Origin of the sequence: Streptomyces sp. NPDC001381, from assembly GCF_042895685.1 — a bacterium.
GTDB lineage: Bacteria > Actinomycetota > Actinomycetes > Streptomycetales > Streptomycetaceae > Streptomyces.
Window position 1 is genome coordinate 91607 of sequence record NZ_JBIAWO010000012.1, and the last position, 24545, is coordinate 116151.

General features: G+C 71.5%; 19 protein-coding genes and 1 pseudogene. 14 read left to right on the forward strand and 6 right to left on the reverse strand.

Annotated features, from left to right (window positions below; genetic code table 11):
• The first annotated feature begins 13 nt into the window (after positions 1 to 13).
• The 6 genes from ACFY2L_RS34320 to ACFY2L_RS34345 all read left to right on the forward strand — a co-directional run bounded on the left by ACFY2L_RS34320 (position 14) and on the right by ACFY2L_RS34345 (position 9338).
• Complete coding sequence (locus tag ACFY2L_RS34320; protein WP_390824334.1) at positions 14 to 1939, forward strand: glycogen debranching N-terminal domain-containing protein; 1926 nt, start codon at positions 14 to 16, stop codon at positions 1937 to 1939.
• A gap of 131 nt (positions 1940 to 2070) precedes the next feature.
• Complete coding sequence (locus ACFY2L_RS34325) at positions 2071 to 2829, forward strand: NUDIX domain-containing protein (protein WP_390661896.1); 759 nt, start codon at positions 2071 to 2073, stop codon at positions 2827 to 2829.
• Positions 2830 to 2971: 142 nt separating this feature from the next.
• Positions 2972 to 5263 carry an ATP-binding cassette domain-containing protein gene (locus ACFY2L_RS34330; RefSeq protein WP_390824295.1) on the forward strand — a complete coding sequence of 764 codons (2292 nt, stop codon included), beginning with the start codon at positions 2972 to 2974 and terminating at the stop codon, positions 5261 to 5263.
• A 163-nt stretch (positions 5264 to 5426) separates the two neighbouring features.
• The gene (locus ACFY2L_RS34335; RefSeq protein ID WP_390661894.1) at positions 5427 to 6314 is read left to right on the forward strand and encodes a FadR/GntR family transcriptional regulator; all 888 of its coding nucleotides are present in this window, start codon (positions 5427 to 5429) and stop codon (positions 6312 to 6314) included.
• Between the two features lie 425 nt (positions 6315 to 6739).
• On the forward strand, positions 6740 to 8290 hold the full coding sequence (locus ACFY2L_RS34340) for an RNA polymerase sigma factor (protein ID WP_390661893.1): 1551 nt from the start codon (positions 6740 to 6742) through the stop codon (positions 8288 to 8290).
• Positions 8291 to 8447: 157 nt separating this feature from the next.
• The gene (locus ACFY2L_RS34345) at positions 8448 to 9338 is read left to right on the forward strand and encodes a serine protease (RefSeq protein WP_390661892.1); all 891 of its coding nucleotides are present in this window, start codon (positions 8448 to 8450) and stop codon (positions 9336 to 9338) included.
• A 153-nt stretch (positions 9339 to 9491) separates the two neighbouring features.
• Here ACFY2L_RS34345 and ACFY2L_RS34350 read toward each other — a convergent pair whose 3' ends face one another.
• A complete protein-coding gene (locus ACFY2L_RS34350; RefSeq protein WP_242764899.1) occupies positions 9492 to 9722 on the reverse strand; it encodes a hypothetical protein in 231 nt (76 codons plus the stop codon).
• Positions 9723 to 10165: 443 nt separating this feature from the next.
• On the opposite strand from ACFY2L_RS34350, the gene ACFY2L_RS34355 reads away from it, so the two are divergent.
• From ACFY2L_RS34355 to ACFY2L_RS34375, 5 genes and pseudogenes are all read left to right on the forward strand, one after another.
• Positions 10166 to 12289, forward strand: coding sequence for a type IIA DNA topoisomerase subunit B (locus ACFY2L_RS34355; protein WP_390661891.1), 2124 nt, complete (start codon positions 10166 to 10168; stop codon positions 12287 to 12289).
• A 79-nt stretch (positions 12290 to 12368) separates the two neighbouring features.
• A pseudogene (locus tag ACFY2L_RS34360) lies at positions 12369 to 13076 on the forward strand (sensor histidine kinase); the annotation flags it as partial.
• Positions 13073 to 13756 (forward strand): response regulator, encoded by a 684-nt coding sequence (locus tag ACFY2L_RS34365; protein WP_390661890.1) that lies wholly within the window; start codon positions 13073 to 13075, stop codon positions 13754 to 13756. The pseudogene ACFY2L_RS34360 and the gene ACFY2L_RS34365, both read left to right, overlap by 4 nt.
• Before the next feature lie 79 nt (positions 13757 to 13835).
• Positions 13836 to 14408: a DUF485 domain-containing protein gene (locus tag ACFY2L_RS34370; RefSeq protein WP_390661889.1), complete on the forward strand. Its 573-nt coding sequence runs from the start codon at positions 13836 to 13838 to the stop codon at positions 14406 to 14408.
• Positions 14405 to 15997 (forward strand): cation acetate symporter, encoded by a 1593-nt coding sequence (locus tag ACFY2L_RS34375; RefSeq protein WP_390824296.1) that lies wholly within the window; start codon positions 14405 to 14407, stop codon positions 15995 to 15997. Before ACFY2L_RS34370 ends, ACFY2L_RS34375 begins: the two co-directional genes overlap by 4 nt.
• Before the next feature lie 27 nt (positions 15998 to 16024).
• Here ACFY2L_RS34375 and ACFY2L_RS34380 read toward each other — a convergent pair whose 3' ends face one another.
• Positions 16025 to 16717, reverse strand: coding sequence for a response regulator (locus ACFY2L_RS34380; RefSeq protein ID WP_390661887.1), 693 nt, complete (start codon positions 16715 to 16717; stop codon positions 16025 to 16027).
• Positions 16718 to 16878: 161 nt separating this feature from the next.
• On the opposite strand from ACFY2L_RS34380, the gene ACFY2L_RS34385 reads away from it, so the two are divergent.
• Genes ACFY2L_RS34385 through ACFY2L_RS34395 form a run of 3 tightly spaced genes read left to right on the forward strand, consistent with a single transcriptional unit; the run spans position 16879 to position 19663 of the window.
• Entirely contained in the window at positions 16879 to 17694 is an 816-nt protein-coding gene (locus ACFY2L_RS34385; RefSeq protein ID WP_390661886.1) for an ABC transporter ATP-binding protein, read from the forward strand.
• Positions 17684 to 18547, forward strand: coding sequence for an ABC transporter permease (locus ACFY2L_RS34390; protein WP_390824297.1), 864 nt, complete (start codon positions 17684 to 17686; stop codon positions 18545 to 18547). Before ACFY2L_RS34385 ends, ACFY2L_RS34390 begins: the two co-directional genes overlap by 11 nt.
• 60 nt (positions 18548 to 18607) lie before the next feature.
• Positions 18608 to 19663 (forward strand): ABC transporter substrate-binding protein, encoded by a 1056-nt coding sequence (locus ACFY2L_RS34395; RefSeq protein ID WP_390661884.1) that lies wholly within the window; start codon positions 18608 to 18610, stop codon positions 19661 to 19663.
• A 21-nt stretch (positions 19664 to 19684) separates the two neighbouring features.
• Here the strand turns inward: ACFY2L_RS34395 and ACFY2L_RS34400 are convergent, their stop codons facing one another.
• The 4 genes from ACFY2L_RS34400 to ACFY2L_RS34415 form a co-directional block, all read right to left on the reverse strand.
• The gene (locus ACFY2L_RS34400) at positions 19685 to 20365 is read right to left on the reverse strand and encodes a response regulator (protein ID WP_390661883.1); all 681 of its coding nucleotides are present in this window, start codon (positions 20363 to 20365) and stop codon (positions 19685 to 19687) included.
• On the reverse strand, positions 20362 to 22032 hold the full coding sequence (locus ACFY2L_RS34405; protein ID WP_390661882.1) for an ATP-binding protein: 1671 nt from the start codon (positions 22030 to 22032) through the stop codon (positions 20362 to 20364). Before ACFY2L_RS34405 ends, ACFY2L_RS34400 begins: the two co-directional genes overlap by 4 nt.
• Positions 22033 to 22161: 129 nt before the next feature.
• Positions 22162 to 23103, reverse strand: coding sequence for a sucrase ferredoxin (locus ACFY2L_RS34410; protein WP_390661881.1), 942 nt, complete (start codon positions 23101 to 23103; stop codon positions 22162 to 22164).
• 143 nt (positions 23104 to 23246) lie between these two features.
• A complete protein-coding gene (locus ACFY2L_RS34415; RefSeq protein WP_390824298.1) occupies positions 23247 to 24503 on the reverse strand; it encodes a citrate/2-methylcitrate synthase in 1257 nt (418 codons plus the stop codon).
• Positions 24504 to 24545 lie beyond the last annotated feature (42 nt).

A 24545-nucleotide genomic window follows, 5' to 3' on the forward strand; every position in this document is an offset into this window, starting at 1 on the left:
TGCCCACACCGCGATGATCTGTGTCGCCCTCCCGTGCCTCGCCATCTCCACCGAACAGGGACAGCTGACCGGACAAGGACTGGAGGGCTTCTACCGGGCGGGCCGCCGCATCCTCTCGCGCTGCCAGGTGAGGGTGGCCGGACGGGAACCGCTCGCGGTGCAGGCGCGGATGACCGCGTCCGACCAGGCTCGCTTCACCGCCGCCCTGCGCGTCACGCCGCACGGCGGTCCGGACCCGGACGTCGTCGTCGAGCGGACCCGCTGCGCGGACGGCGCGGAGCGGATCGTGCTGCGCAGCTTTGCCGCGCGGCCCCTGCGCCTCCCGGTCGAGGTGGCCCTCGGCGCTGACCTGTCCGACATCGCGGCGATCGCGTCCGGCGCCGTGGGTCCCGAACTGCCCGCCAGTGTCGGCGATTCCGGGCTGCGCTGGACCTGTGCCACAGGAACCTCATCTGTCACCGCCGACCCACCGCCCGCCGACGCCATCGCCTCCGCCGGACTGCTGCGCTGGGACTTCGACCTGCCTCCCGGTGGCAGCGTCTGTGTGGAACTGAAGGTCCGTCTGGAAGGCGCCGGCCCGGCCCGGCCCGTCGGCCGTGCGGCCACAAGCCCGTTGGCCGCCGCCCGCGCGACGGGTGACGACCCACGGGTGCCCGCGCTCATGGCCACGAGTGTCGGGGATCTCCAGGCCCTGCTGGTGCGCGACCCCTCCCACCCCGCGGACACCTATCTGGCGGCCGGGGCGCCATGGCGCTGCGGCCTGGCCCCGGCCGAGGCGCTCGCCGCCGCCCGTATGACCCTGCCCCTCGGCACCCGGCTCGCTGCAGGCACGCTGCGCACGCTCGCCCGCACCCAGATCTCGCACGAGGGCCCGCGACACGGCATGATCCCCGGCCCCCGGCGGGACGCGGGCGCCCACCTGCCGCCCGGGTGCACCGGCACGGAGGCCACCCTGCTCTTCCCGGTGCTCCTCGCGGAGGCCCGCCGCTGGGGGCTGCCCGAGCAGGACACGGAGGAACTGCTGCCGACCGCCGAACGCTGCCTGAGCTGGCTGCGGGCCGCCGTGGGGGAGGGGACGTATCTGCGCGACCCCCAGCCCGGCGGGCCCGTCCGCTGCGAGACCCAGGCCCACGCCCATCGGGCGGCACTGCTCGGTGCCGACCTGCTCGACGCCTGCGGCAGAGCGAGCCCCGATGCCGCCTGGCTGCGGGAGTGGGCCCGGCGACTTCGGGCCGTCTTCCGGCGGGACTTCTGGCTCGACGACCGAGGCGGCGGCCGGCCGCCGGCCGCCCTCACGCCGGAAGGGCGGCCCGTGCCCCACTTCGGCGCCTCGGCCGTCCACCTCCTGGACACCGGTCTGCTCGGAGGGGGTGCGGCGGCACCCGGGCTGCTCGACAAGGTGCAGACCGAGAGCCTGGCCCGGCTGCTCGGCAGTCCCGCCATGGACTCCGGCTGGGGACTGCGGGCCATGAGCACGAAGGAGCCGGGCTACAACCCGTTCGGCCATCGCAGCGGCGCCGTACGGGTCCACGAGACGGCGATCGCCGTGGCGGGCCTGGCCACCGCGGGCTACGAGAAGGAGGCCGGAGCATTGCTGCGCGGGGCACTGGCCGCCGCCGAGGCCTTCGGACACCGCCTTCCCGAGATGTACGCAGGAGGGCAGCGCACCGAAGGGGGCGCCCCTCTGCCCCACCCGGCCGCCTGCCGCCCGGCCGCCACGTCGGCAGCCGCCGGAGTCCTGCTGCTGACCACTCCGGCCGGCATCCGGCCCGACGCACCGGCCGGGACGATCACCCTGCGCCCCCTGCGCGGCGCACCTCTGGGCGAGATCGGCGTGACCGGGCTGAGGGTCGCCGGCGACCCCTTCTCGGTCCGGGTCAGCCGGCTCGGCCTCGCCATGGTCGAGGAAGCGGCTGACGGACTGCAATTGGGAGTGTGACCTGGTATGACGTGGAACCGGCGGGGAGCCGGCGCCGGCCGGTGACCCTCGTGCCCGACCGAAGTGGATCAGTTCTCGATGCGTCCGGCGAAGGGTGTGTTTATCGTCAGGAAGACGACTATGATCGCCGCATGCCCTACGACCCGTCAGCCTTTCCGCCCTTCGCCGTGACAGTGGACCTGGTCGTGCTGACCGTGCGCCGCCATGCCCTGTGCGCGTTGGCGGTACGTCGGGGCGAGTCGCCGTTCCAGGGGCGGTGGGCGCTCCCGGGCGGCTTCGTGCGGGCCGACGAGGACCTCAACCAGGCGGCGGCGCGGGAACTGGCCGAGGAGACCGGGCTGCGCGCCCACGACCCCTCCGCCCCGGCCCAGGACAACGGCGCCCACCTGGAACAGCTCGCCACCTACGGCGACCCCGACCGGGACCCGAGGATGCGCGTCGTCAGCGTCGCCCACCTCGCGCTCGCCCCGGACCTGCCCGCCCCGCGCGCCGGCGGCGACGCCAGCAACGCGCGCTGGGCGCCGGTCGAGGAACTGCTGCAGCAGGGGGGCTACGGCCGGGACGGCGAACCCCTCGCCCCTCTCGCCTTCGACCACGCCCAGATCCTCGCGGACGGGGTGGAACGCGCCCGGTCCAAGATCGAGTACTCGTCTCTGGCGACCGCGTTCTGCCCCACCGAGTTCACGGTCGGCGAGTTGCGCCGGGTCTACGAGGCGGTGTGGGGTGTGGCCCTCGACCCGCGCAACTTCCATCGCAAGGTGACGGGCACCCCGGGCTTCCTCGTCCCCACCGGCGGCACCACCACACGTCAGGGCGGCCGCCCGGCCCAGCTCTTCCGGGCCGGCGGCGCGACGCTGCTCAACCCGCCGATGCTGCGCCCCGAAGTGTGAGGCGACACCGTGGCAACGGCCTGTTCCGCGCCACGAGTTGTTTCCGAGGAGAGATGACGGCGAGCCGGATGTGGCGATCGGGTACGCCGCTTCGGCCGTGCTGTGCCCGAAAAACCGGACATAGCACGCTATCTTGCTACGGGTGATCCAGGCCTTCGGACTGACCAGCGACTCCCGCAAGGAACTTCCGCCCGCCGTCGACGACGTGTCCTTCGAGGCGTGCGCGGGCCGTGTCACCGCGCTGCTCGGAGCCCCCGGCGCGGGCAAGAGCACGGCGCTGAGACTCATGCTCGAACTCCAACAGGGCCGTGGTCTCACCTACTTCAGAGGCCGCCCCCTGCACCGCATCGCCCATCCCTCCCGGGAGGTCGGCGTTCTCCTCGGCGATGTGCCGGGACACCCGGCCCGCACCGTCCGCGGCCATCTGCGGATGCTGTGCGCGGCCGCCGGTGTACCTGTCCGGCGTGCCGACGAAGTCCTGGAGGTGGTCGGCCTGATCAGCCTGCGGGACGAACGCCTCGGCACCCTCTCCCGCGGCATGGACCGGCGGCTCGGACTGGCCTGTGCCCTCCTGGCCGACCCGCACACCCTCGTGCTCGACGAACCGGCCGCGGGCCTCTCCGGCCGTGAAGACCGTTGGCTGCACGGCATGCTGCGCGCGCACGCGGCCCACGGCGGAACCGTTCTGATGACCACGGCCGACCCCAAGGAGGCCGCCCGCACGGCCGACCGGGTCGTCACCCTGGAAAAGGGCAGAGTCGTCGCCGACCAGGACGTCAGCGACTTCGCCCGCACCCGGCTGCGCCCCCGCGTGGCCGTCCGCACCCCGCACGCCGCCCGCCTGGCCGCCCTGCTCACGAAGGAGGCGCGTACCGGTCGACGCTCCGTCGAGGTCGTCCAGGAGGACGGCAACCGGCTCTGCGTGTACGGCAGTACTTGCGCCGAGGTGGGCGAAGCGGCGTTCCGGCACGGCATCCTCGTCCACCAACTCGCCGACGAGACCGGTGACATGGGTCCGGGTGCGGGAACGGAGACGCCGGGGCGGGTACGGCCCGGGGGAGGGCCGGACGCGGTCCCCTCGGCGAAGGGCGGGGAGCGGAACCCGGTCGCCGTTCCCACGCCGCGCCCCTCGTACCCGGAAGACTCCGACGTCAGCGGCAGCTCGGACGCCGAGGAAGGACCGCCCCTTCTCGGAGCGCCGACTGCCAAGGACGGGCTGCCCCTTTACGGAGCGCCGACTGCTGAGGAAGAACCGACCCGCTACGGAGCGCCGACTGCCGAGGAAGAACCGACCCCCCACGGAACACCGACCGCCGAGGGAACCCCCGCTTCCGACGGAACACCGACTCCCGACACAGTGCCGGCTTCCGACACACCGCCGGGTTCCGAAGAAGCACCGGCATTCGAAGAAGCACCGGCTCCCGATGGCAGATCGCTCACCGGAGACCCCGAGGGCCCCCTGCTCCTGACCAAGCCCGCGCGCGTGCCTCTTCCGCTGGTGGTGGCCGAGCAGCTGACGCTTCCCGACCCGGTCGCCGAACCCGACCGTCTCGCCGCGAACAAAGCTCGATCGCGCAAGGGGGCCGGCAGTGCCTTCCCGGGGGCAGGAGGAGCCGTCCGCAACCTCGACTCGGCCCTGCCGCCCCCCATCTCCGTCCGCTCCGCCCCCAGTCCGCTCCGCCCCCTCCGCTACGAAATCCGCCGCGCCGCAGGTATCAGCACCAGCTTCGTCACCGGCGCCGCCGTGCTCCTCTCCTCCGCCCTCATCGCCGTACTCCTGGCGCGCATGGGCCACACCTCGCAGGCGCGGCTGCTGGCCGCGTGGCCCGTGGAACTGCCGCTGCCGCCCGCGGCGCTCGGTGCGGGACTGCTCGGTGCGCTGGCCTTCGGTGACGAGTTCCGCCATCCCGCCCTGGCCGCCGACCGTGGCACGGTGCCCCGCCGGCTCGGGCTGCTCACCGCCAAGCTGCTCGTCGCCGGGCTCACGGCGCTGATGCTGGCCTTCCTCGCCGTGGGCTGCGACGCCGAGGTGCTCTATCTCCTCTACGGACGGGAGCTCGCGCAGGTTCCCGCGGAGTGGGCCTCGCTGAGCGCCGGTTGGCTCGCGCTCGTGGTCGGCTGCGCATGGGCCGGCGTCCTGGCCGCGGGCGTCTTCCGGTCGACCACGGCCGGACTCGCGGCGGTGCTCGCCGTACCCGTCGTCGTCGTGCCGCTCGCACAAAAGGCCGCGGAGAACGCGTCCGTGCGGACCGCGGCCGGGTTCTCGCTGCGGCTGCGCGAGGTGCTGCTCGTCCAGTGGCCCTTCGGGGGAGAGCGCTACGTGGTGGCCGTGATGCGGGTGATCGCCCAACCCGTGGGCGGGGCGCTGGCGTTGTCGCTGACCGCCCTGCTGTGCGCGTATCTGCTGATGACCGTGCGGAGCCGGGTTCGATGACGACTGTTCCGCACCGTTCCTGTCCTGGCGTGTGCACAACTCCCCGGATAAAGCCCATTTCTTTCCGATAAGGCGTCAATTGCGACGGGGTGAGCGATCACCCTTTCGTGTGCTTTTCACCAAAGACCTCAAGGGAGTTGGAGACGGCGCCGACAAAGGATCCGTGAGTACCCTTGCGCACACCATGATGACCGCCGCCCGCTCCACCGACTCCGGTCTGGCCGGCCCGGGCGAACTCGACCGCTACCCCTACGCCGAGGCCTCCGCCGCCGACCGCGTGGGAGCCCACGTCTGGGAGGGCGCGGACCCCGAGCTGGGCCGCGTGAGCCGACGTGCCGCGGGCAGCCGCGGCCGCGGGCTGCACGGCCAACTCGTCCAGCAGCTGGGCCAGATGATCGTTTCGGGTGACCTGGGAGCCGACCGTCCGCTGGTGCCCGAGGAGATCGGCCAGCGCTTCGAGGTCTCCCGTACCGTCGTCCGTGAGTCGCTTCGCGTCCTGGAGGCCAAGGGCCTGGTCAGCGCCCGGCCGAACGTCGGCACGCGGGTGCGTCCCGTCAGCGACTGGAACCTCCTCGACCCGGACATCATCGAGTGGCGGGCCTTCGGCCCGCAGCGCGACGACCAGCGGCGCGAGCTGAGCGAGCTGCGCTGGACGATCGAGCCGCTCGCCGCCCGCCTGGCCGCGGGGCACGGGCGGGACGACATCCAGCAGCGGCTGGGCGACATGGTCGAGATCATGGGGCATGCCATGGGGCAGGGCGACGCGCTCACCTACTCCCGGGCCGACACGGAGTTCCACACGCTGCTCATCCAGATCGCCGGCAACCGCATGCTGGAGCACCTCTCCGGGATCGTCTCGGCCGCCCTCCATGTGTCCGGCGGCCCGGTCACGGGCTGTGACCGGCCGAACGAGGCCTCGCTCGCGCACCACGGCAGGATCGTCGACGCCCTGGCCGCGGGCGACGGCGGTGCGGCCGAGGCGGCCATGCGCCAGTTGCTCACCGTGCACCCCGAGGTGGAGCGCGTCGTGCCGGCGCCGCGCGAGCACTGACCGCACACTGCGGGTGCCCGGCCCGGGGACGTCCTTCCTCCTGCGTCGTCGGCCGGCCGCCCGCCCCCACGTCGGACCCCGCAGAACCCCGCACAGGGTCTGCGGGGTCCGACGGCGCGACACGGATCGGGGTGGATCGGGGCAACCTGGGTACGTACTACGAGTGACCACCTCTGCCCGCGTCTGACCGTTTTTAGGCGCTTACGGGGTGTGACTCGGGCCACGAAGATTGGGCGTAACGCTTGTGGAAACAACGCGATGACCTAAGAGGTGACAGCCGCGGAGGGAATACGGACGCCGTTCAAGGCGCTGTGCATCTCCCCGGCCCCCCGCCCGCGCCGTCGGCCCACCCCAGGCCGGTGGTCGGCTCTCGTCCGCCGTGGACGGGGCCGGAAGCCGTTTTCCAACGTTCCGAGAGGTTGTTCGTGTCGGCCAGCACATCCCGTACGCTCCCGCCGGAGATCGCCGAGTCCGTCTCTGTCATGGCGCTCATTGAGCGGGGAAAGGCTGAGGGGCAGATCGCCGGCGACGATGTGCGTCGGGCCTTCGAAGCTGACCAGATTCCGGCCACTCAGTGGAAGAACGTACTGCGCAGCCTCAACCAGATCCTCGAGGAAGAGGGTGTGACGCTGATGGTCAGTGCCGCGGAGCCCAAGCGCACCCGAAAGAGCGTCGCAGCGAAGAGTCCGGCCAAGCGCACCGCCACCAAGACGGTCGCGGCGAAGACGGTGACCACGAGGAAGGCCACCGCCACCACGCCGGCCGCCCCGGCCGCACCCGCTGTGGACGACCCCGCAGAGGAAGCCGCCCCCGCCAAGAAGGCGGCTGCCAAGAAGACCACGACCGCCAAGAAGGCGGCCGCGAAGAAGACCGTCGCCACCAAGAAGACCGCGGCGGCGGCGAAGAAGACCACCGCGAAGAAGGACGACGCCGAGCTGCTCGAGGACGAGGTCCTCGAGGACGCCCCCAAGGCCGGCGACGAGCCCGAGGGCACCGAGAGTGCCGGCTTCGTGCTGTCCGACGAGGACGAGGACGACGCGCCCGCCCAGCAGGTCGCGGCCGCCGGTGCCACCGCCGACCCGGTCAAGGACTACCTCAAGCAGATCGGCAAGGTCCCCCTGCTCAACGCCGAGCAGGAGGTCGAGCTCGCCAAGCGCATCGAGGCCGGTCTGTTCGCCGAGGACAAGCTGGCCAACGCCGACAAGCTCGCCCCCAAGCTCAAGCGCGAGCTGGAGATCATCGCCGAGGACGGCCGCCGCGCCAAGAACCACCTCCTGGAGGCCAACCTCCGTCTGGTGGTCTCCCTGGCCAAGCGCTACACCGGCCGCGGCATGCTCTTCCTGGACCTCATCCAGGAGGGCAACCTCGGTCTGATCCGCGCGGTCGAGAAGTTCGACTACACCAAGGGCTACAAGTTCTCCACGTACGCCACCTGGTGGATCCGTCAGGCGATCACCCGCGCCATGGCCGACCAGGCCCGCACCATCCGTATCCCGGTGCACATGGTCGAGGTCATCAACAAGCTCGCGCGCGTGCAGCGCCAGATGCTCCAGGACCTGGGCCGCGAGCCCACCCCGGAGGAGCTGGCCAAGGAACTCGACATGACCCCGGAGAAGGTCATCGAGGTCCAGAAGTATGGCCGCGAGCCCATCTCGCTGCACACCCCGCTGGGCGAGGACGGTGACAGCGAGTTCGGTGACCTCATCGAGGACTCCGAGGCCGTCGTGCCCGCCGACGCGGTCAGCTTCACGCTCCTGCAGGAGCAGCTGCACTCCGTCCTCGACACCCTGTCCGAGCGCGAGGCGGGCGTCGTCTCCATGCGCTTCGGTCTCACCGACGGTCAGCCGAAGACCCTCGACGAGATCGGCAAGGTGTACGGCGTCACGCGCGAGCGCATCCGCCAGATCGAGTCCAAGACCATGTCGAAGCTGCGCCACCCGTCGCGTTCGCAGGTCCTGCGCGACTACCTCGACTAGACCGGGGTCGCACGACCAGGTTCTGGCCGTATCCCGACGCCGAAGGCCCGGATTCCCTCTCGGGGAGCCGGGCCTTCGGCGTGAGCGCGCGGGTGCGGCGCGTCGCACAGTGAATCACTCTGGGTGTTCATCGATCACATCGGAGTGAGGAGTGTGTATGCGTCGTCGCTTTGTCCGGGCATTGGCCCGGCCGTTGGCTCTGGCGGCCACAGCGGTGGCCATACCGCTGCTGTCCGCCGCTCCCGCGGCCTCCGACGTCGTTCTGGGCGGCTTCCCCGTCGAAGCCGCCCAGAGCCCGTGGACGGTCGCGCTGTCCAGCCGTGACCGGTTCGGGCGTACGCGGTCGGGACAGTTCTGCGGAGGTGTGGTGGTCGGTCCCACCACGGTGCTCACGGCGGCCCACTGCATGGCCGAGGACGTCCTGGGGCCGCCGGACCAGGTGCGCGATCTGAAGGTCGTCGCGGGACGCACGGACCTGTACTCGGACCAGGGCCGCGAGATCGCCGTCCGGGAGACCTGGGTGAACCCGGCCTACGACAGCGTCAGCAACGCCGGCGACTACGCCGTGCTCACCCTCGCCGAACCCCTTCCCGCGACGTCGGCCATCGCCCTGGCCGCGGCGGGCGACGCGGCGTACCGGCCCGGGACGGAGGCCGTCATCACCGGCTGGGGCGACACCACGGGATTCGGCGCCTATCCGCACCGGCTGCGGGCCGCCCGGGTCCATGTGCTGGCCGACGCGCTCTGTGAGCGGGCGTATCCGGGCTCGGCGGACGGCACCTACCTCTCCGGGAGCATGGTGTGCGCCGGAGAGGCGAGGGGCGGGCGGGACGCCTGTCAGGGGGACAGCGGCGGGCCGCTGGTCGCACAGGGCCGGCTGATCGGACTCGTGTCGTGGGGCAGCGGCTGCGGGCGGGCGGGAAGCCCGGGGGTCTACACACGGGTCTCCGAGATCGTCCGGGCCCTGAGCCAGGGCCAGGCCGCTCCGGGAGCCGTCACGCTTCAGGGGGCCGCCGCGGCTCCTCAGGGGACCGCCACGGCGCCCTGACGGCGTCCTGGGCTCGATCCCCTTCGCAGCCCGGCCGCGGGCTCCGCGGAGCAGGGCCGTGAGACCACGAGAACGGGCGGCGGCCCCTGTTTCCAGGGGCCGCCGCCCTCACACCAGCCTGTGCCGGTTCTGGCTCGTCGTGAACGCGCGGGATCAGCGCTCTTCTTCGGAGGCGGTTGCGGGAACGGTCGTCAGCCGCTCCGTCTCGTCCTGTATCTCAGCGGCGATCTTCTTGAGTTCCGGCTCGAACTTGCGGCCGTGGTGGGCGCAGAAGAGCAGTTCTCCGCCGCTGAGCAGGACCACGCGCACGTACGCCTGGGCGCCGCAGCGGTCGCAGCGGTCAGCGGCCGTCAGCGGGCTCGCGGGGGTCAGAACAGTAGTCACGTCGCCTCTTCTCTAGCTCGACGAGCTGTCGTACCAGGGTCAACATCCAACCAGCCCCAAAACGTTCCCGCTCGTGGCTTTTCCTCGAAAAAAATCTTCGAGGTGGCCGTCTGCTGCCGGTTTGGCGGCGAATGTGCCGTATTGCGTGTCTGTGGTGCTTACGGTTTCGCGCTGTCGGTCATGGCTCGGTCCTCCCGGCTGGATTGCCGGTTTGTTCATGAGGACGTGCCCGGAGCCTAAATGGTTCATGCCTCGAAGGGAACGTGATATGTACTTCACTCCAACGAGGGATCGAACACCCATACGACTCTGGACTAGGCTGAGTTCCGTACGAGGGTGGCGTTACAACGGCTCTACCAGGCCTCGGTACCCTCTTGGCGGCGAATGAAGCCGCGCCCTTACCCAGAAGGGCCCCACCTGAAATTCAGCGAGGAGCGAACCGCGTGACCGCCGAGACGTCCGTGCCGTCCACAGCGCTGCTGGCAGGAGCAGACCGGGACGGTTCCAACTACACCGCGCGGCACCTGCTCGTCCTCGAGGGCCTCGAGGCCGTGCGGAAGCGCCCGGGTATGTACATCGGCTCGACCGACAGTCGGGGTCTGATGCACTGCCTGTGGGAGATCATCGACAACTCCGTCGACGAAGCCCTAGGAGGCTACTGCGACCACATCGAGGTGATCCTCCACGACGACGCCTCGGTCGAGGTGCGCGACAACGGCCGGGGCATCCCCGTCGACGTCGAGCCCAAGACCGGCCTCTCCGGCGTCGAGGTCGTCATGACCAAGCTGCACGCCGGCGGCAAGTTCGGCGGCGGCTCCTATGCCGCCTCCGGCGGTCTGCACGGCGTCGGTGCCTCCGTCGTCAACGCCCTCTCGGCCCGCCTCGACGTCGAGGTGGACCGCGGCGGCCACACGCACGCGATCAGCTTCCGGCGCGGTGTGCCGGGCGCCTTCGCCGCGGACGGGCCCGACGCCAAGTTCGAGGCCAAGGGCGGCCTGCGCAAGGCCAAGAAGATCGCCAGGACCCGCACCGGCACACGCGTGCGGTACTGGGCCGACCGCCAGATCTTCCTCAAGGACGCCAAGCTCTCCCTCGAGAACCTCCATCAGCGCGCCCGCCAGACCGCGTTCCTGGTGCCGGGCCTGACCATCGTCGTCCGCGACGAGTACGGCCTGGGCGAGGGCGGCAGCAAGGGTGAGGAGTCCTTCCGCTTCGACGGCGGTATCAGCGAGTTCTGCGAGTACCTGGCCACCGACAAGGCCGTGTGCGACGTCCTCCGCTTCACCGGGCAGGGCACGTTCAGGGAGACCGTCCCGGTCCTGGACGAGCACGGGCAGATGACGCCCACCCAGGTCACCCGCGAGCTGGACGTCGACGTCGCGATGCGCTGGGGCACCGGATACGACACCGCCGTGAAGTCCTTCGTGAACATCATCGCCACCCCCAAGGGCGGCACTCACGTGGCGGGCTTCGAACAGGCCGTGGCCAGCACGATGAACGAGGTGCTGCGGGCCAAGAAGCTGCTGCGCGTCGCCGAGGACGACATCGTCAAGGACGACGCCCTGGAGGGCCTGACCGCCGTCGTCACCGTCCGCCTCGCCGAGCCCCAGTTCGAGGGCCAGACCAAGGAGGTCCTCGGCACCTCGGCCGCCCGGCGCATCGTCAACACCGTGATCTCCAAGGAGCTCAAGGCGTTCCTGACCTCCACCAAGCGCGACGCCGCGGCCCAGGCCCGCGTGGTCATGGAGAAGGCGGTGGCCGCCGCCCGTACGCGCATCGCGGCCCGTCAGCACAAGGACGCCCAGCGCCGGAAGACGGCTCTGGAGTCCTCCTCGCTGCCCGCGAAGCTCGCCGACTGCCGCAGTGACGACGTCGACCGCAGCGAGCTGTTCATCGTCGAGGGCGACTCCGCGCTCGGCACGGCGAAGCTGGCCCGTAACTCCGAGTTCCAGGCGCTCCTGCCGATCCGGGGCAAGATCCTCAACGTCCAGAAGTCGTCCGTGACCGACATGCTCAAGAACGCCGAGTGCGGCGCGATCATCCAGGTCATAGGAGCGGGCTCGGGGCGGACCTTCGACATCGACGCGGCCCGCTACGGCAAGATCATCATGATGACCGACGCCGATGTGGACGGCTCCCACATCCGCACGTTGCTGCTGACGCTTTTCCACCGCTACATGCGGCCCATGGTCGAGGCCGGCCGGGTGTTCGCCGCGGTGCCGCCGCTGCACCGCATCGAACTCGTCCAGCCCAAGCGGGGCCAGGACAAGTACGTGTACACCTACTCGGACCGTGAGCTGCGCGACAAGCTCATGGAGTTCCAGAGCAAGGGCGTCCGGTACAAGGACTCCATCCAGCGCTACAAGGGTCTCGGCGAGATGGACGCCGACCAGCTGGCCGAGACGACCATGGACCCGCGCCACCGGACCCTGCGCCGTATCAACCTCTCCGACCTGGAGGCGGCGGAGCAGGTGTTCGATCTGCTCATGGGCAACGACGTGGCGCCGCGCAAGGAGTTCATCTCCAGCTCGGCGGCGACCCTGGACCGGTCCCGCATCGACGCGTAGCGGCCGGGCCCGGCCCGGCCCCGTGCCCGGTGGCTCCACCTACGGGTGGAACCACCGGGCACACGGGCTCCACCCATGCGTTCCGGCGGACGTGGCCTGGTGCGGCTGTGCCGTCGCGGCGCTGGAGAGACTGCCGGTGGCGGCCGCACTGCCGGTGGCCTCCCTCGGACTCGCCGCCGCTGCCGGGGTCAACGGCGACGGGTGGGTGAGCACGGCCGCCACCGTCGGAGGAATGACCCTCGCCGGATTCGCGCCGCGCCCGGACGCCTGGGCGCGGGGCAACGCCCGGCGGCTGCTCGCGCGGGAGCGTGCGGCGCGGGCCGCGAGCAGGTCCTCGAGCGGGTGGTGGCGGCCCGGGGGATGGCCCGCGACGGCCTCGACGAGACCCGGCAGACACTGCCCGCGCGCCGCGGCGACCTGACGCCGCTCGAGGACTTCCTGACCGGCCTCGCGCGGGCGGCCCACGGTGCCGAGGTCACCGTGGGAGGCGAACGCGGAGCCCTGCCGGCCGAAGCGTCGCAGGCCGTGCGCAAAGTCGCCCAGGAGGCTTCTGACGAACGCACGGAAGCACGCGCCGGATGCGAAGGTTCGCGTACGGCTGGACTACGGCCCGCATGAAGTGAGCCTGGACATAAGCGACTCGGGCGGCTCGCCGGGTGAACCGGCCGCGGCCGGCGGCGGGTACGGTCTGCTCGGAATGCGGGAGCGCGCCGAACTGCTGGGCGGATCGCTGGACGCCGGGCCGGACGAGGAAGGGTTCGCGGTGACGCCGAGGGTGCCGGTATGACCGAGGAGGCGGAGCAGAAGCCGGCCAGGGTGGTCGTCGCGGACGACCAGACCGTGGTCCGGGAGGGCATCGTGATGCTGCTCGGGCTGCTGCCGGGGGTGGAGGTCGTCGGGGCCGCACGCGACGGCGACGAGGCGGTGCGGCTCGTCGCCGAACTCGCTCCGGACGTGGTGCTGATGGACCTGCGCATGCCCCGCTGCGACGGCGTGGAGGCGACGCGGCGCATCCGTGCCGGGCACCCCGGAACACAGGTCGTGGTGCTCACGACGTACGCGGACGACGAGTCCCTGTTCCCGGCGCTGCGGGCGGGGGCGCGGGGATACCTCACCAAGGACGCCGACGGCGACGAGATCGTGCGGGCCGTGCGCAGCGTCCTGTCCGGGGACGCGGGACTGTCGCCGAGCGTCCAGCGGCGGCTGCTGGAGCGCCTGTCGGCGCCCGAGCCGGAACCGGCCGTGCCCGCGGCTCCACCCGACGGGCTCACCACCCGGGAGACGGAGGTGCTGACGCTGATCGCCGAAGGCCTCAGCAACCAGGAGATCGCCCGCAGGCTCCAGGTCTCCACGGCGACGGTGAAAACCCACATCAACAACATGTTCACCAAGACAGGGCTGAAGGACCGTGCGCAGGCGGTGCGTTACGCGTACGGAAAGGGGCTGGTACGGCCGCCGACGGGATGAATGGCCATTTCGTCACCTGATGGGGTGAAGTAGGCGGGAAGAAGAGTCGGGGATCTTCCCGTTCTGTCCATCCTTGGGCATGCAGTCAAGCAACGGTTGTGTCCGCGGCCGCGGAGACGGCCTTGAGAGATCGGGCGAACACCACCCGGGCCAGGGCCCGGAGTTCGCCGAAGCGCCGGGTGAGGCGCGTTACGAGGACCCCTGGTACGACACGCTCGCGTCGGGCTGGGGGGAGCCGGGCACGAGGGGCCCGGTGGGCGCGTCGCCGTTCGCCGGGGTGCCCGCGGCCCGCCACGGAGAGGACGACCGGGCCGTGGCGGCGGCGCAGGTCTACCTCGAGGTGCAGCGCAGCGCGGCCTTCCAGGAAGTGCGCAGCCGGTACCGGCGGTTCGTGGGGCCGGCGACGGCGGGGTTCTTCCTCTGGTACGTGGGCTACGTCGTGACCGCGACGGCCGCTCCCGGATTCATGGCGCGGCCGGTGGCGGGCGCGGTGAACGTGGCGTTGCTCGCGGGGCTCGGCCAGTTCCTCAGCACGTTCCTGCTCACCTGGGCCTACGCCCGGCACGCGCGGCTGCGCCGGGACCGTGCGGCGCTCGAACTGCGCTGGGACACCCAGGAGCTGACGCGCGGGACACGGGGTGGTGCCTTGTGATCGGCCACCACCAGGCTCTGGCGCTGCTGCTGTTCAGTGCGTTCGTCGCGGTCACCTTGGGGATCACCACCTGGGTGAGCCGCAACCGGCAGGGGTCGGAGGACGAGTTCTACGTCGGCGGGCGGCTGTTCTCCCCGATGGAGAACGGTTTCGCGATCGCGGGCGACTACATGTCGGCCGCGTCCTTCCTCGGTGTCGCGGGACTCATCGCGCTCTTCGGCTACGACGGCCTGCTGTACGTGGTCGGCTTTCTCGTGGCCTGGCTGGTGGTGCTGTTCCTCGTCGCCGAACTGGTGCGCAACTGCGGACGGTTCACGCTCGCGGACGTCGTCGCGGCGCGGATGAGCGAGCGGCCGGTGCGGATCGCGGCGGGAACCTCCTCGGTCACCGTGTCCGTTCTCTATCTGGTGGCGCAGATGGTGGGTGCGGGCAGCCTGGTAGCGCTGCTGCTCGGGAACACCGGCGAGGCGGCCCGGGCGTGGGCCGTCATCGGGGTCGGCGCGCTGATGGTGATCTATGTGTCGCTGGGAGGGATGCGGGCCACCACATGGATCCAGATCGTCAAGGCGGTCCTGCTCCTCTGCGGCACGATCGCGCTCACGGTGCTCGTCCTGGTGCGCTTCCACGGTGACGTCGACCGACTGCTGCTGACGGCGGCCGAGCGCAGCGGACACGGGGCCGCGTTCCTGGCGCCCGGGCTGAAGTACGGCGGCGACTGGACCGCCCGCTTCGACTTCATGAGCCTCGGGCTGGCGCTGGTGCTGGGCACGGCCGGGCTGCCGCACATCCTGTCGCGCTTCTACACCGTCCCCACCGCGCGGGCCGCTCGGCGGTCCGTCGTCTGGTCGATCGGGCTCATCGGCGGCTTCTACCTGATGACGATCGTGCTCGGCTTCGGGGCGGCCGCGATCGTCGGCCCGGAGACCATGCGCGGATCGAACGCGGCCGGGAACACCGCCGTTCCGCTCCTGGCGCTCGATCTGGGCGGCGGGGCCGAATCCACCGGCGGCACGGTCCTGTTCGCGTTGGTGGCGGCGATCGCGTTCGCGACGATTCTCGCGGTCGTCGCCGGGATCACGCTCGCCTCCTCGGCGTCGGTGGCGCACGACCTGTACGCCTCGTTGCGCCGGCGGCAGGCGAAACCCCGCAGCGAGGTGGCGGTGGCGCGGATCGCCGCCGTCGGCATCGGTGTGGTCGCGATCGGCCTCGGGCTGCTCGCCCGCGATCTCAACGTCGCCTTTCTGGTGGGGCTCGCGTTCGCGGTCGCGGCGTCCGCGAACCTGCCGGTGCTGCTGTACTCGCTGTTCTGGCGTGGCTTCACCACCCGGGGCGCGGTGTGGGCGGTGTACGGCGGCCTGGTGCCGGCCCTGGTCCTCGTGGTGCTGTCACCGGTGGTGTCGGGCAGTCCCGAGTCGCTCTTCCCCGGCGTGGACTTCCAGTACTTCCCGCTGCAGAACCCCGGTCTGGTCTCGATCCCGCTGGGATTCCTGGCGGGCTGGCTCGGCACGGTCACCTCGGCCGAGATCGCGGACGAGGCCAGACACGCGGAGGCCGAGGTACGGTCGCTGACCGGTGCGGGGGCCGTCTGACGCCGTACGCACCGGCCGTCCGTGGAGCTACGGCGCCACCCAGGCGTAGCGGTGTTCCGGGCGGCCGGTGTCGCCGTACTTGAGGGAGAGACGCAGCCGGCCGGCCTGTTCCAGGTGGCGGAGGTAGCGCTGGGCGGTGGAACGGCTCAGACCGGTCTCGGCGGCCACCTCGTGGGCGGAGAGCGGGTGGTCCGCGCGGTGCAGGACGGCGCAGATCAGATCCGTGGTCGGCTCCGAGTGGCCGGTCGGCAGACCGGGGGAGGACGGCACCGGGGCGGTCCGCAGGGCGCCGAAGATCCGGTCGACCTGCTCCTGGCCGGCGATGCCCCGTCCCCCGACCCGGTCCACCGTGCGGCGCAGGGCGGCATAGGAGTCGAGGCGGGTGCGCAGCGCGGCGAAAGTGAACGGTTTCACCAGGTAGTGCAGCGCGCCTAGGCGCATGGCGGTCTGCACGGTGCTGACGTCACCGGCCGCCGTGATCATGATGACGTCGGTGCCGTGGCCCTGCTCCCGCATGCGGTGGACGAGGTCCAGACCCGTTCCGTCGGGGAGGTAGTGGTCGAGCAGGACCAGGTCGATGGTTCCGCGCTGCACGGTGGCCAGCGCCTGGGCGGCGCTGTGCGCGCGGGCGGCCACCCGGAATCCGGGAACCTTCCCCACGTACTTGGCGTTTATCTCAGCGACGCGGAAGTCGTCGTCCACGACCAGGACGTCAATCATCGGGCCTCTTTCCCTCAAGGCCTGGTGGGCGTTAAGCCCATGTTTCGGCTCCGCTGTTGTAGCGCGCGCAAAATGAGCACAACAGCCTCTTGCAAGCAAAAGAAGCGCATGCGCTCACAAGGCTGATGCCGTGTCCCGGCTCACATCTACCGTCCCCGGCCATGAGCGCACACACCAGCCCCGCCATCGAGCTGCGGGGCGCGAGCAAGGTCTTCAGGACCCCATCGGGGGGTCTGCACACGGCCGTCCGGGACCTCGACCTCACCGTCGGACGCGGCGAGTTCGTGGCCGTCGTCGGTCCGACCGGCTGCGGCAAGTCGACCACCCTGACCCTGGTCAGCGGCCTCGAGGAGCCGACGCAGGGCGACGTGCTGGTCGCCGGGGAGCCGGTGCGCGGCGTCGGCGACAAGGTCGGCTTCGTCTTCCAGCAGGACGCGACGTTCCCGTGGCGTACGGTGCTGTCCAACGTGATGGCGGGCCCCCGCTTCCGCGGCGTACCCAAGGCGGAGGCGAAGCGGAAGGCGCGCGAGTGGCTGGCCCGGGTCGGGCTCGCCGCCTTCGAGGACCGCTATCCCCACCAGCTCTCCGGCGGCCAGCGCAAGCGCGTCGCCCTCGCCTCCACCTTCGTCAACGATCCCGAGATCCTGCTCATGGACGAGCCGTTCTCCGCGCTCGACGTCCAGACGCGGGCCCTGATGTCGGACGAGCTCCTGGAGCTGTGGGAGGGCACGGGAGCCTCGGTCGTCTTCGTCACCCACGACCTGGAGGAGTCCATCGCGCTGGCCGACAAGGTCGTCGTCATGACCGCCGGACCGGCCACCGTGAAGCACGTCTTCGACATCGACCTGCCGCGGCCTCGCAAGGTCGAGTCGGTGCGCCTGGAGCCGCGGTTCATCGAGATCTACCGCGAGATCTGGGAGTCCCTCGGCGAAGAGGTCCGCATCACCCGCGAAAGAGGTGCCGCCCATGTCGCCTGACGTCCTCAGCACACCCGTCGTCGACACGGTCAAGGCGCCGGACCGCGCGCACTCACGCGCGCGTGCCGCCCGCAGACGCAAGATCGTCGTAGGGACGTCCCGGGTCGTGCTCCTGGTGGCCGTGCTCTCCCTGTGGGAGTCGCTTTCCCGCGCCAAGATCATCGACCCGTTCAACTTCTCGATGCCCTCGAAGGTCTGGGACCAGATCTACACCTGGGTGACCCACGGGACCGCCATCGGGTCCCTGGGCGAGCAGATCTGGTACACGCTCTACGAGGCGCTGCTCGGCTGGGTCTTCGGCGTGGTCGCGGGTGTCGTGTTCGGCATCCTGCTCGGGCGGATCACCTTCCTCGCCGATGTCCTTGGTCCTTACATCAAGGTCCTCAACTCGATACCCAGGATCGTCCTCGCGCCGATCTTCGTGATCTGGTTCGGGCTCGGCCCCGCCTCCAAGGTCGCGTCGGCGGTCGTGCTGGTGTTCTTCCCGGTGTTCTTCAACGCCTTCCAGGGTGCCCGCGAGGTCGACCGCAATCTCGTCGCCAACGCCCGCATCCTCGGCGCGAGCGACCGCAGGGTGACGCTTCAGGTCGTCATCCCGTCCGCCACCTCGTGGATCTTCACCAGCCTCCACGTCAGCTTCGGCTTCGCCCTCATCGGCGCCATCGTCGGCGAGTACATCGGCGCGACCAAGGGTGTCGGCCTGCTCATCGCCCAGTCGCAGGGCACGTTCAACACGGCCGGCGTGTACGCCGCGATGGTCATCCTCGCCGTCGTCGCGCTCGTGGCCGAGGGGCTGCTCACCTTCGCCGAGCGCCGCATCTTCCGCTGGAAGCCCTCGGGCTCCGACAGCTGACCCTCGTCGCACGATTCCCCTCCCTCCGCACCACCCCTCTCACAAGGACGTGAACCCGCCATGCGTTTCTCCGCCAGACACACCGCCCTGGCCGCCGCCGGCCTGCTCGCCCTCTCCTCGCTCACCGCCTGCGCCAACGACGCGGCGAGCACCGCGTCCACCGGCTCCGGCGGGGACGGAAAGGGGACGAAGGTCAAGATCATGGTCGGCGGCCTGGACAAGGTCATCTACCTGCCCGCGATGCTCACCCAGCGGCTCGGCTACTTCGACGCCGAGGGCCTCGACGTCGAGCTGCTGAGCGAGCCGGCCGGCGTGCAGGCCGAGACCGCGCTCGTCTCCGGCCAGGTCCAGGGCGCCGTCGGCTTCTACGACCACACGCTCGACCTTCAGGTGAAGGGCAAGGCCGTCGAGTCCGTCGTGCAGTTCTCGCACGCGCCCGGCGAAGTGGAGATCGTCTCCACCAAGGCCGAGGGCGACATCACCTCGCCCGAGGACTTCAAGGGCAGGAAGCTCGGCGTCACCGGCCTCGGCTCCTCGACCGACTTCCTCACGAAGTACCTCGCCGTCAAGAACGGCGTGAAGGTCAGCGACTTCACCCCGGTCGCGGTGGGTGCCGGGCCGACGTTCATCTCGGCGCTCCAGAAGGGCGCCATCGACGCCGGTATGACGACCGACCCGACCGTCGCGACGATCCTGGACAAGAAGGCCGGGAAGGTCCTGCTCGACATGCGCACCCCGCAGGGCTCGATGGAGGCGCTCGGCGGGCCGTACCCGTCGTCCAGCCTGTACATGCAGACGGACTGGGTCAACAGCCACAAGGACACCGTCCAGAAGCTGGCCAATGCATTCGTCAAGACGCTCAAGTGGATGTCCACCCACAGCGCCGCCGAGATCGCCGACAAGATGCCCGCCGACTACTCGCAGGGCAACAAGACGCTGTACGCGGTGGCCATCAAGAGCACCCTGCCGATGTTCACCAAGGACGGCGTGATGCCCGAGGACGGCCCCGAGACCGTGGAGAAGGTCCTCAAGGCGTTCAACCCCAACATCCAGAAGGCCGACGTCGACCTGAGCAAGACCTACACGACGGAGTTCGTCGAGAAGGCGGCCGGCTGACGGCCGCACCGGGCCGTGCCCTCAGGCGCGGGTCGCCCACACGTAACGGTGTTCCGGGCGGCCCGCGTCGCCGTACTTCAGGGTCAGCCGGGCCCGTCCCGTCCGTTCCAGGAGCTTCAGATAACGCTGGGCGGTCTGGCGGCTCACCCCGGTCCGGTCGGCGATCTCCTGGGCCGACAGGGGGCCCTCCGCGCTCATCAGGGCCTGGCGGACCAGTTCCGCGGTGGTGGGGGAGTGCCCCTTGGGCAGCCCGGGCTCCGACGGGGCGGACAGCGCGCCGAAGATCCGGTCGACGTCGGCCTGTTCGGCCTCGCCGCCGCCGTCGAGGGTGCGGCGCAGTTCGGCGTACGCCTCCAGCTTGGCGCGCAGACCCGCGAAGTTGAACGGTTTCACCAGGTACTGCAGGGCGCCCTGGCGCATCGCGGCCTGCACCGTCGAGACGTCCCGCGCCGCCGTCACCATGATCACGTCGGTCTGGTGACCGCGCCGGCGCATCTCCTGGACGACCTCCAGACCGGTCTCGTCGGGCAGGTAGTGGTCCAGCAGGACCAGGTCCAGACGCGGCTGCCGCTCCAGTTGGCTCAGCGCCTCGGCCGCGCTGTGCGCCTCGCCGGCGACGTGGAAGCCGGGCACCTTCTCGACGTAGGCGGCGTTGACCTGGGCGACCCTGGTGTCGTCGTCCACGACCAGGACCTCGATCATCGCGACTCCTCCTCGGCCGTGCCCTTCGCCGGTGCGGCCAGGGCGGGTTCCAGGTCGGGCCCGGCCAGCGCCTCGGGCAGGACGACGGTGAACTCGGCGCCCCCGCCGGCCGCCTCACCGACCGTCGCGCCGCCGCCCTGCCGCTCGGCGAGCCTGCGGACCAGGGACAGCCCGATGCCGCGCTTGCCGTGCGCGGGCGGCTTCTTCGTGGACCAGCCCTCCGTGAAGATCAACTCACGCTGCTCCGCCGGGATCCCCGGCCCGGTGTCCCGGACCCGCAGGACGGCGGTGCGCCCCTCGGCGCGCAGTTCGACCTCCACGCGCGCGTGCGGGGTGCCGGCGACGGCGTCGAGCGCGTTGTCCACGAGGTTGCCGACCACCGTGACCAGCCCGCGCGGGTCGACCAGCCGGTCCGGGAGCCGGGTGCCGTCCGAGACCCACAGGGCGACACCGCGCTCGGCCGCGACGGTCGCCTTGCCGACCAGGAGAGCGGCGAGCAGCGGGTCCTCGATCTTCTCGGTCACCTGTTCCGAGGTGGCCCGGTGATCGCCGACCACCTCGCCGACGAAGTCCACGGCGTCGTCGTACATCTCCAGTTCGAGCAGGCCGAGCAGCGTGTGCATACGGTTGGCGTGCTCGTGGTCCTGGGCGCGCAGCGCGTCGATCAGACCGTGGGTGGAGTCCAGCTCACGGCCCAGCTGCTCCAGCTCGGTGCGGTCGCGCAGGGTGGCCACCGCGCCGCCGTCGTCGGTGGGCATGCGGTTGACGACCAGGACGCGCTGTCCGCGTACGGCGATCAGGTCGGTGCCGGTCACCCGGCCGGCCAGCACGTCGGCCGTGCGCCCCTCGCCGAGCGCGTCGTCGGGCGAGCGGCCCACCGCCTCCTCGCCGATGCCGAGCAGCCGCTGGGCCTCGTCGTTGAGCAGCCGGACCCGGCCGGACCGGTCGAGCGCGACGACGCCCTCGCGGATGCCGTGCAGCATGGCCTCGCGCTCCGCGAGCAGCGCCGAGATGTCGGAGAAGGCCAGGTCACGCGTCTGCCGCTGGACCCGCCGGGAGATCAGCCAGGCGGCGAGCGCGCCCACGGCGAGCGCCCCGCCCGCGTAGGCGAAAAGCCCCGGGATGGCGTGGATCAGACGGGCCCGCACGCTGTCGTACTCGATGCCGACCGAGACCGCCCCGATGATCTTGCCGGCGCCGTCCCGCAGGGGCACCTTGCCGCGGGCGGAGCGGCCCAGGGTGCCGCTGTCGATCTCCATGACGTTCCTCCCGGCCAGAGCCTGGCTGGGGTCCGTGGAGACATGGCCGCCGACCTCGTCGGGATCGGTGTGCGACCAGCGGGTGCCGTGGAGGTCCATGACGACGACGTACTCGGCACCGCTGGCCTTGCGGATCCGTTCCGCCTCGCGCTGGACCGGCCCGCCGACGGTGGGGGGCGTGCTCTGCAGGTCCTCGGCGATCTGGGGCACCGCCGCCGTGGTCTGCGCGATGGCGAGGGCGCGGCGCATCGCCTGGTCGTCCAGCTGGTCGCTGAGCGGGGCGAGGAACAGGCCGGTGGCGAGCACCACGACTCCCGCGGCGATCGCCAGCTGCATCAGCAGCACCTGCGAGAACATGCGCCGCGGCATGCCGAGACGCAGGCGGCGGGCGGGGGGAGAGGGGCTCATACCCAAGACGGTACGTGGGCGAGCCGGTGCAGCCGTAGGGGTCTGTGGTGTGGATCTCTTGACCGACTCAAGAGGAAACGGTTCAGCCGGGTCCGCGCGGGTCGGTGTCCGGCCGGGGAAGCGGCCGGTTCAGCCGGCCGCCGCCACCGCCAGTTCGTGCACCGCCACCACGTCCATCCGCGCGGGCGACCCGAGGACCGACGCCCCGCAGCTCTCGGGCCGGGGCGGCTGGGAGGCGCCCTGCGCCACGACGACCCGCCAGTGGCGTCCGTCGGTGTGCGCGACGGTCACCTCCCAGCGCGGTGCCCCGCCGGTGGTGAGGACGACATCGAGGGCGTCCGCCCCGTCCTCGCCGGTCGCCCGCCGCACGGCCAGCTCCGCCGCCTGTGCGGGCCGCTCCCAGGCCGAACGCCCCCGGCACCGGTCCACGACGACCCGCCCCTCCTGGACGCCGTGCAGGACCTCCTTGACGGAGTGGGCCTCGGCGCGGCCGTACACGTAGCCGTGCGGCAGGACGAGGACCGTGGGGGAGAAGCGATGACCGCCCAGATGAGTGACCTCCCAGACGCCCCGCACGCCCGAGGCGGCCAGTTCGGCCGCGAGCGGGCGGCCCAGCAGGGCGCAGCAGCGGTCGCGCTTGCCGTTGGTGCAGACGAGGGCGAGGGGATCACCGGTGTGCGGGCCGCCGCGCAGCGCGGTGTCGAACGTGCGGTGGTCGCCCCGGCCGAGCGCGGCGAAGTCGAGGTCCAGCAGTCGCCCGGGGTCGGTGGTCGTGGCGGTGCGCACCCAGGCGTTCCCCGGCGTGGTGTGGGCCGCGTACACATGCCGCACGGGCGGCGGCAGGCCGGGGTCGGCGTGCCGGCCCGGGCGGCGGATGAGCGCGATGCGCACGCCCGTGCCGTGGGCGGCCGCCTCCAGCGCCCGGCCCAGGGCGGGGTCCAGGTGACTCGAGGTGAGCGCCTTGGCACCCCACGGACCGGCCTGTTCCAGCAGGAGCCAGGTCGAGGCGGTGGCCGCGGTTCCGGGCATGGGCTCGCCGAGGTTCCGCGAGTCGGTCGCACACGTACTCACAGAGGTGAGCCTAACCTGACTTGACGCGCCGCACCTCCCTCGGCCCCTGTGGGTGGCTGTGGACTCCTCGGGCCGGGGCTGTGACTCCTGTTCACCGTCCGGGCCACGCGCGCGTGCCCGGCGCCGTCCACGGTCCGCGCCTCCTAGCCGGGAAGGGGCTGGGGCGGCTTCGGACCCACGTAGTGCCCGCTGGGCCGCATCCGCAGCGGCCGCTCCCCGTACTCCTCCAGGGCATGGGCGATCCACCCGGCGGTCCGGGCCACGGCGAAGATCGTCTCGCCCGCCGAGGACTCCATGCCGCAGGAGGCGGTGAGGACGCCGAGCGCGAGGTCCACGTTGGCGTGCAGCGGAGTGTGCCGGGCGGTCGTGGCGACGATGTCCCGGGCCGCGGCGAGGGCGGGAGCGGCCTCGGGGATCTCCTCCAGGAGGGCGAACAGGGCACGCGCGCGTGGGTCCTCGCCGGGGTAGAGCCGGTGGCCGAGGCCCGGGATGCGGCGGCCGGCCCGCAGCTCCTGGGCGATGACGGGGGCCGCGTCGCCCAGGTCGAGGACCTCCTGCAGCAGTCGGTGCGCGAGCCCGCTCGCGGCACCGTGCAGCGGCCCCTCCAGGACACCGAGCCCGGCGGAGACGGCCGCGTAGGTGTGCGCGCGGGCCGAGGCCGCGACGCGCACGGCGAGCGTGGAGGCGGCCAGGTCGTGGTCGACGAGCAGGGCGAGGGCCGTGTCGAGGACCCGCAGGCGCGCCTCGGTCGGGGGGTGCACGCTGAGTCTGCCCCACAGGTGCTGGGCCAGGGACCCCTCGTCGCGGTGGTCGCGCCGCCTGGGCGGCAGGGCGGCCACGAGGGTGGGGATCAGGATGCGCGCGGTGCCGAGCACGGCCTCCTCGGTCAGGTCGAAGCGCAGCGGGTCGGCGACCGCGGCGGCGACGGCGGCGACCCGCAACCGGTCGGTGGGGCCGCTGTGTTCGGGCAGCGCGTCGGCCGCGCGGCGGGCGGCCGTGACGGAGGAGGCCGGCGCGGTGAAGGTGGTGCCCGGGCTCGTCCGGCCGGTCCACAGCCATTCGGCGACCTCTTCGTACGAGTGCCGGGCGGCCAGTTCGGTCGCGTCGACACCCCGGAAGTAGTACCGGTCCTTGTCGATGAACGTCAGCCGCGTACGCACGGACAGCTCCCCGCCCGAGCCCGGACTCCCGCCGGTCTCGCGCCGGTTGCGCCGTGCGAGCGCCTCGACCTCCCCGGCGTCGAAGGTGCTGCCCCGGCCGCCGGGCGTGCGCCTGCTGCTCAGCTGACCGCGGCTCACATACGCGTAGACGGTCTCGGGTTTCACGCCGAGCAGTTCGGCGGCCTCCTTGGTGCTCAGCCGTGGGTCTTCGTGGCCGGAGGCGGGGTCGTGATCGCGCATGGGGCTCACCGTATCCGCAGAGCGTTGGTATTGATCGAACAT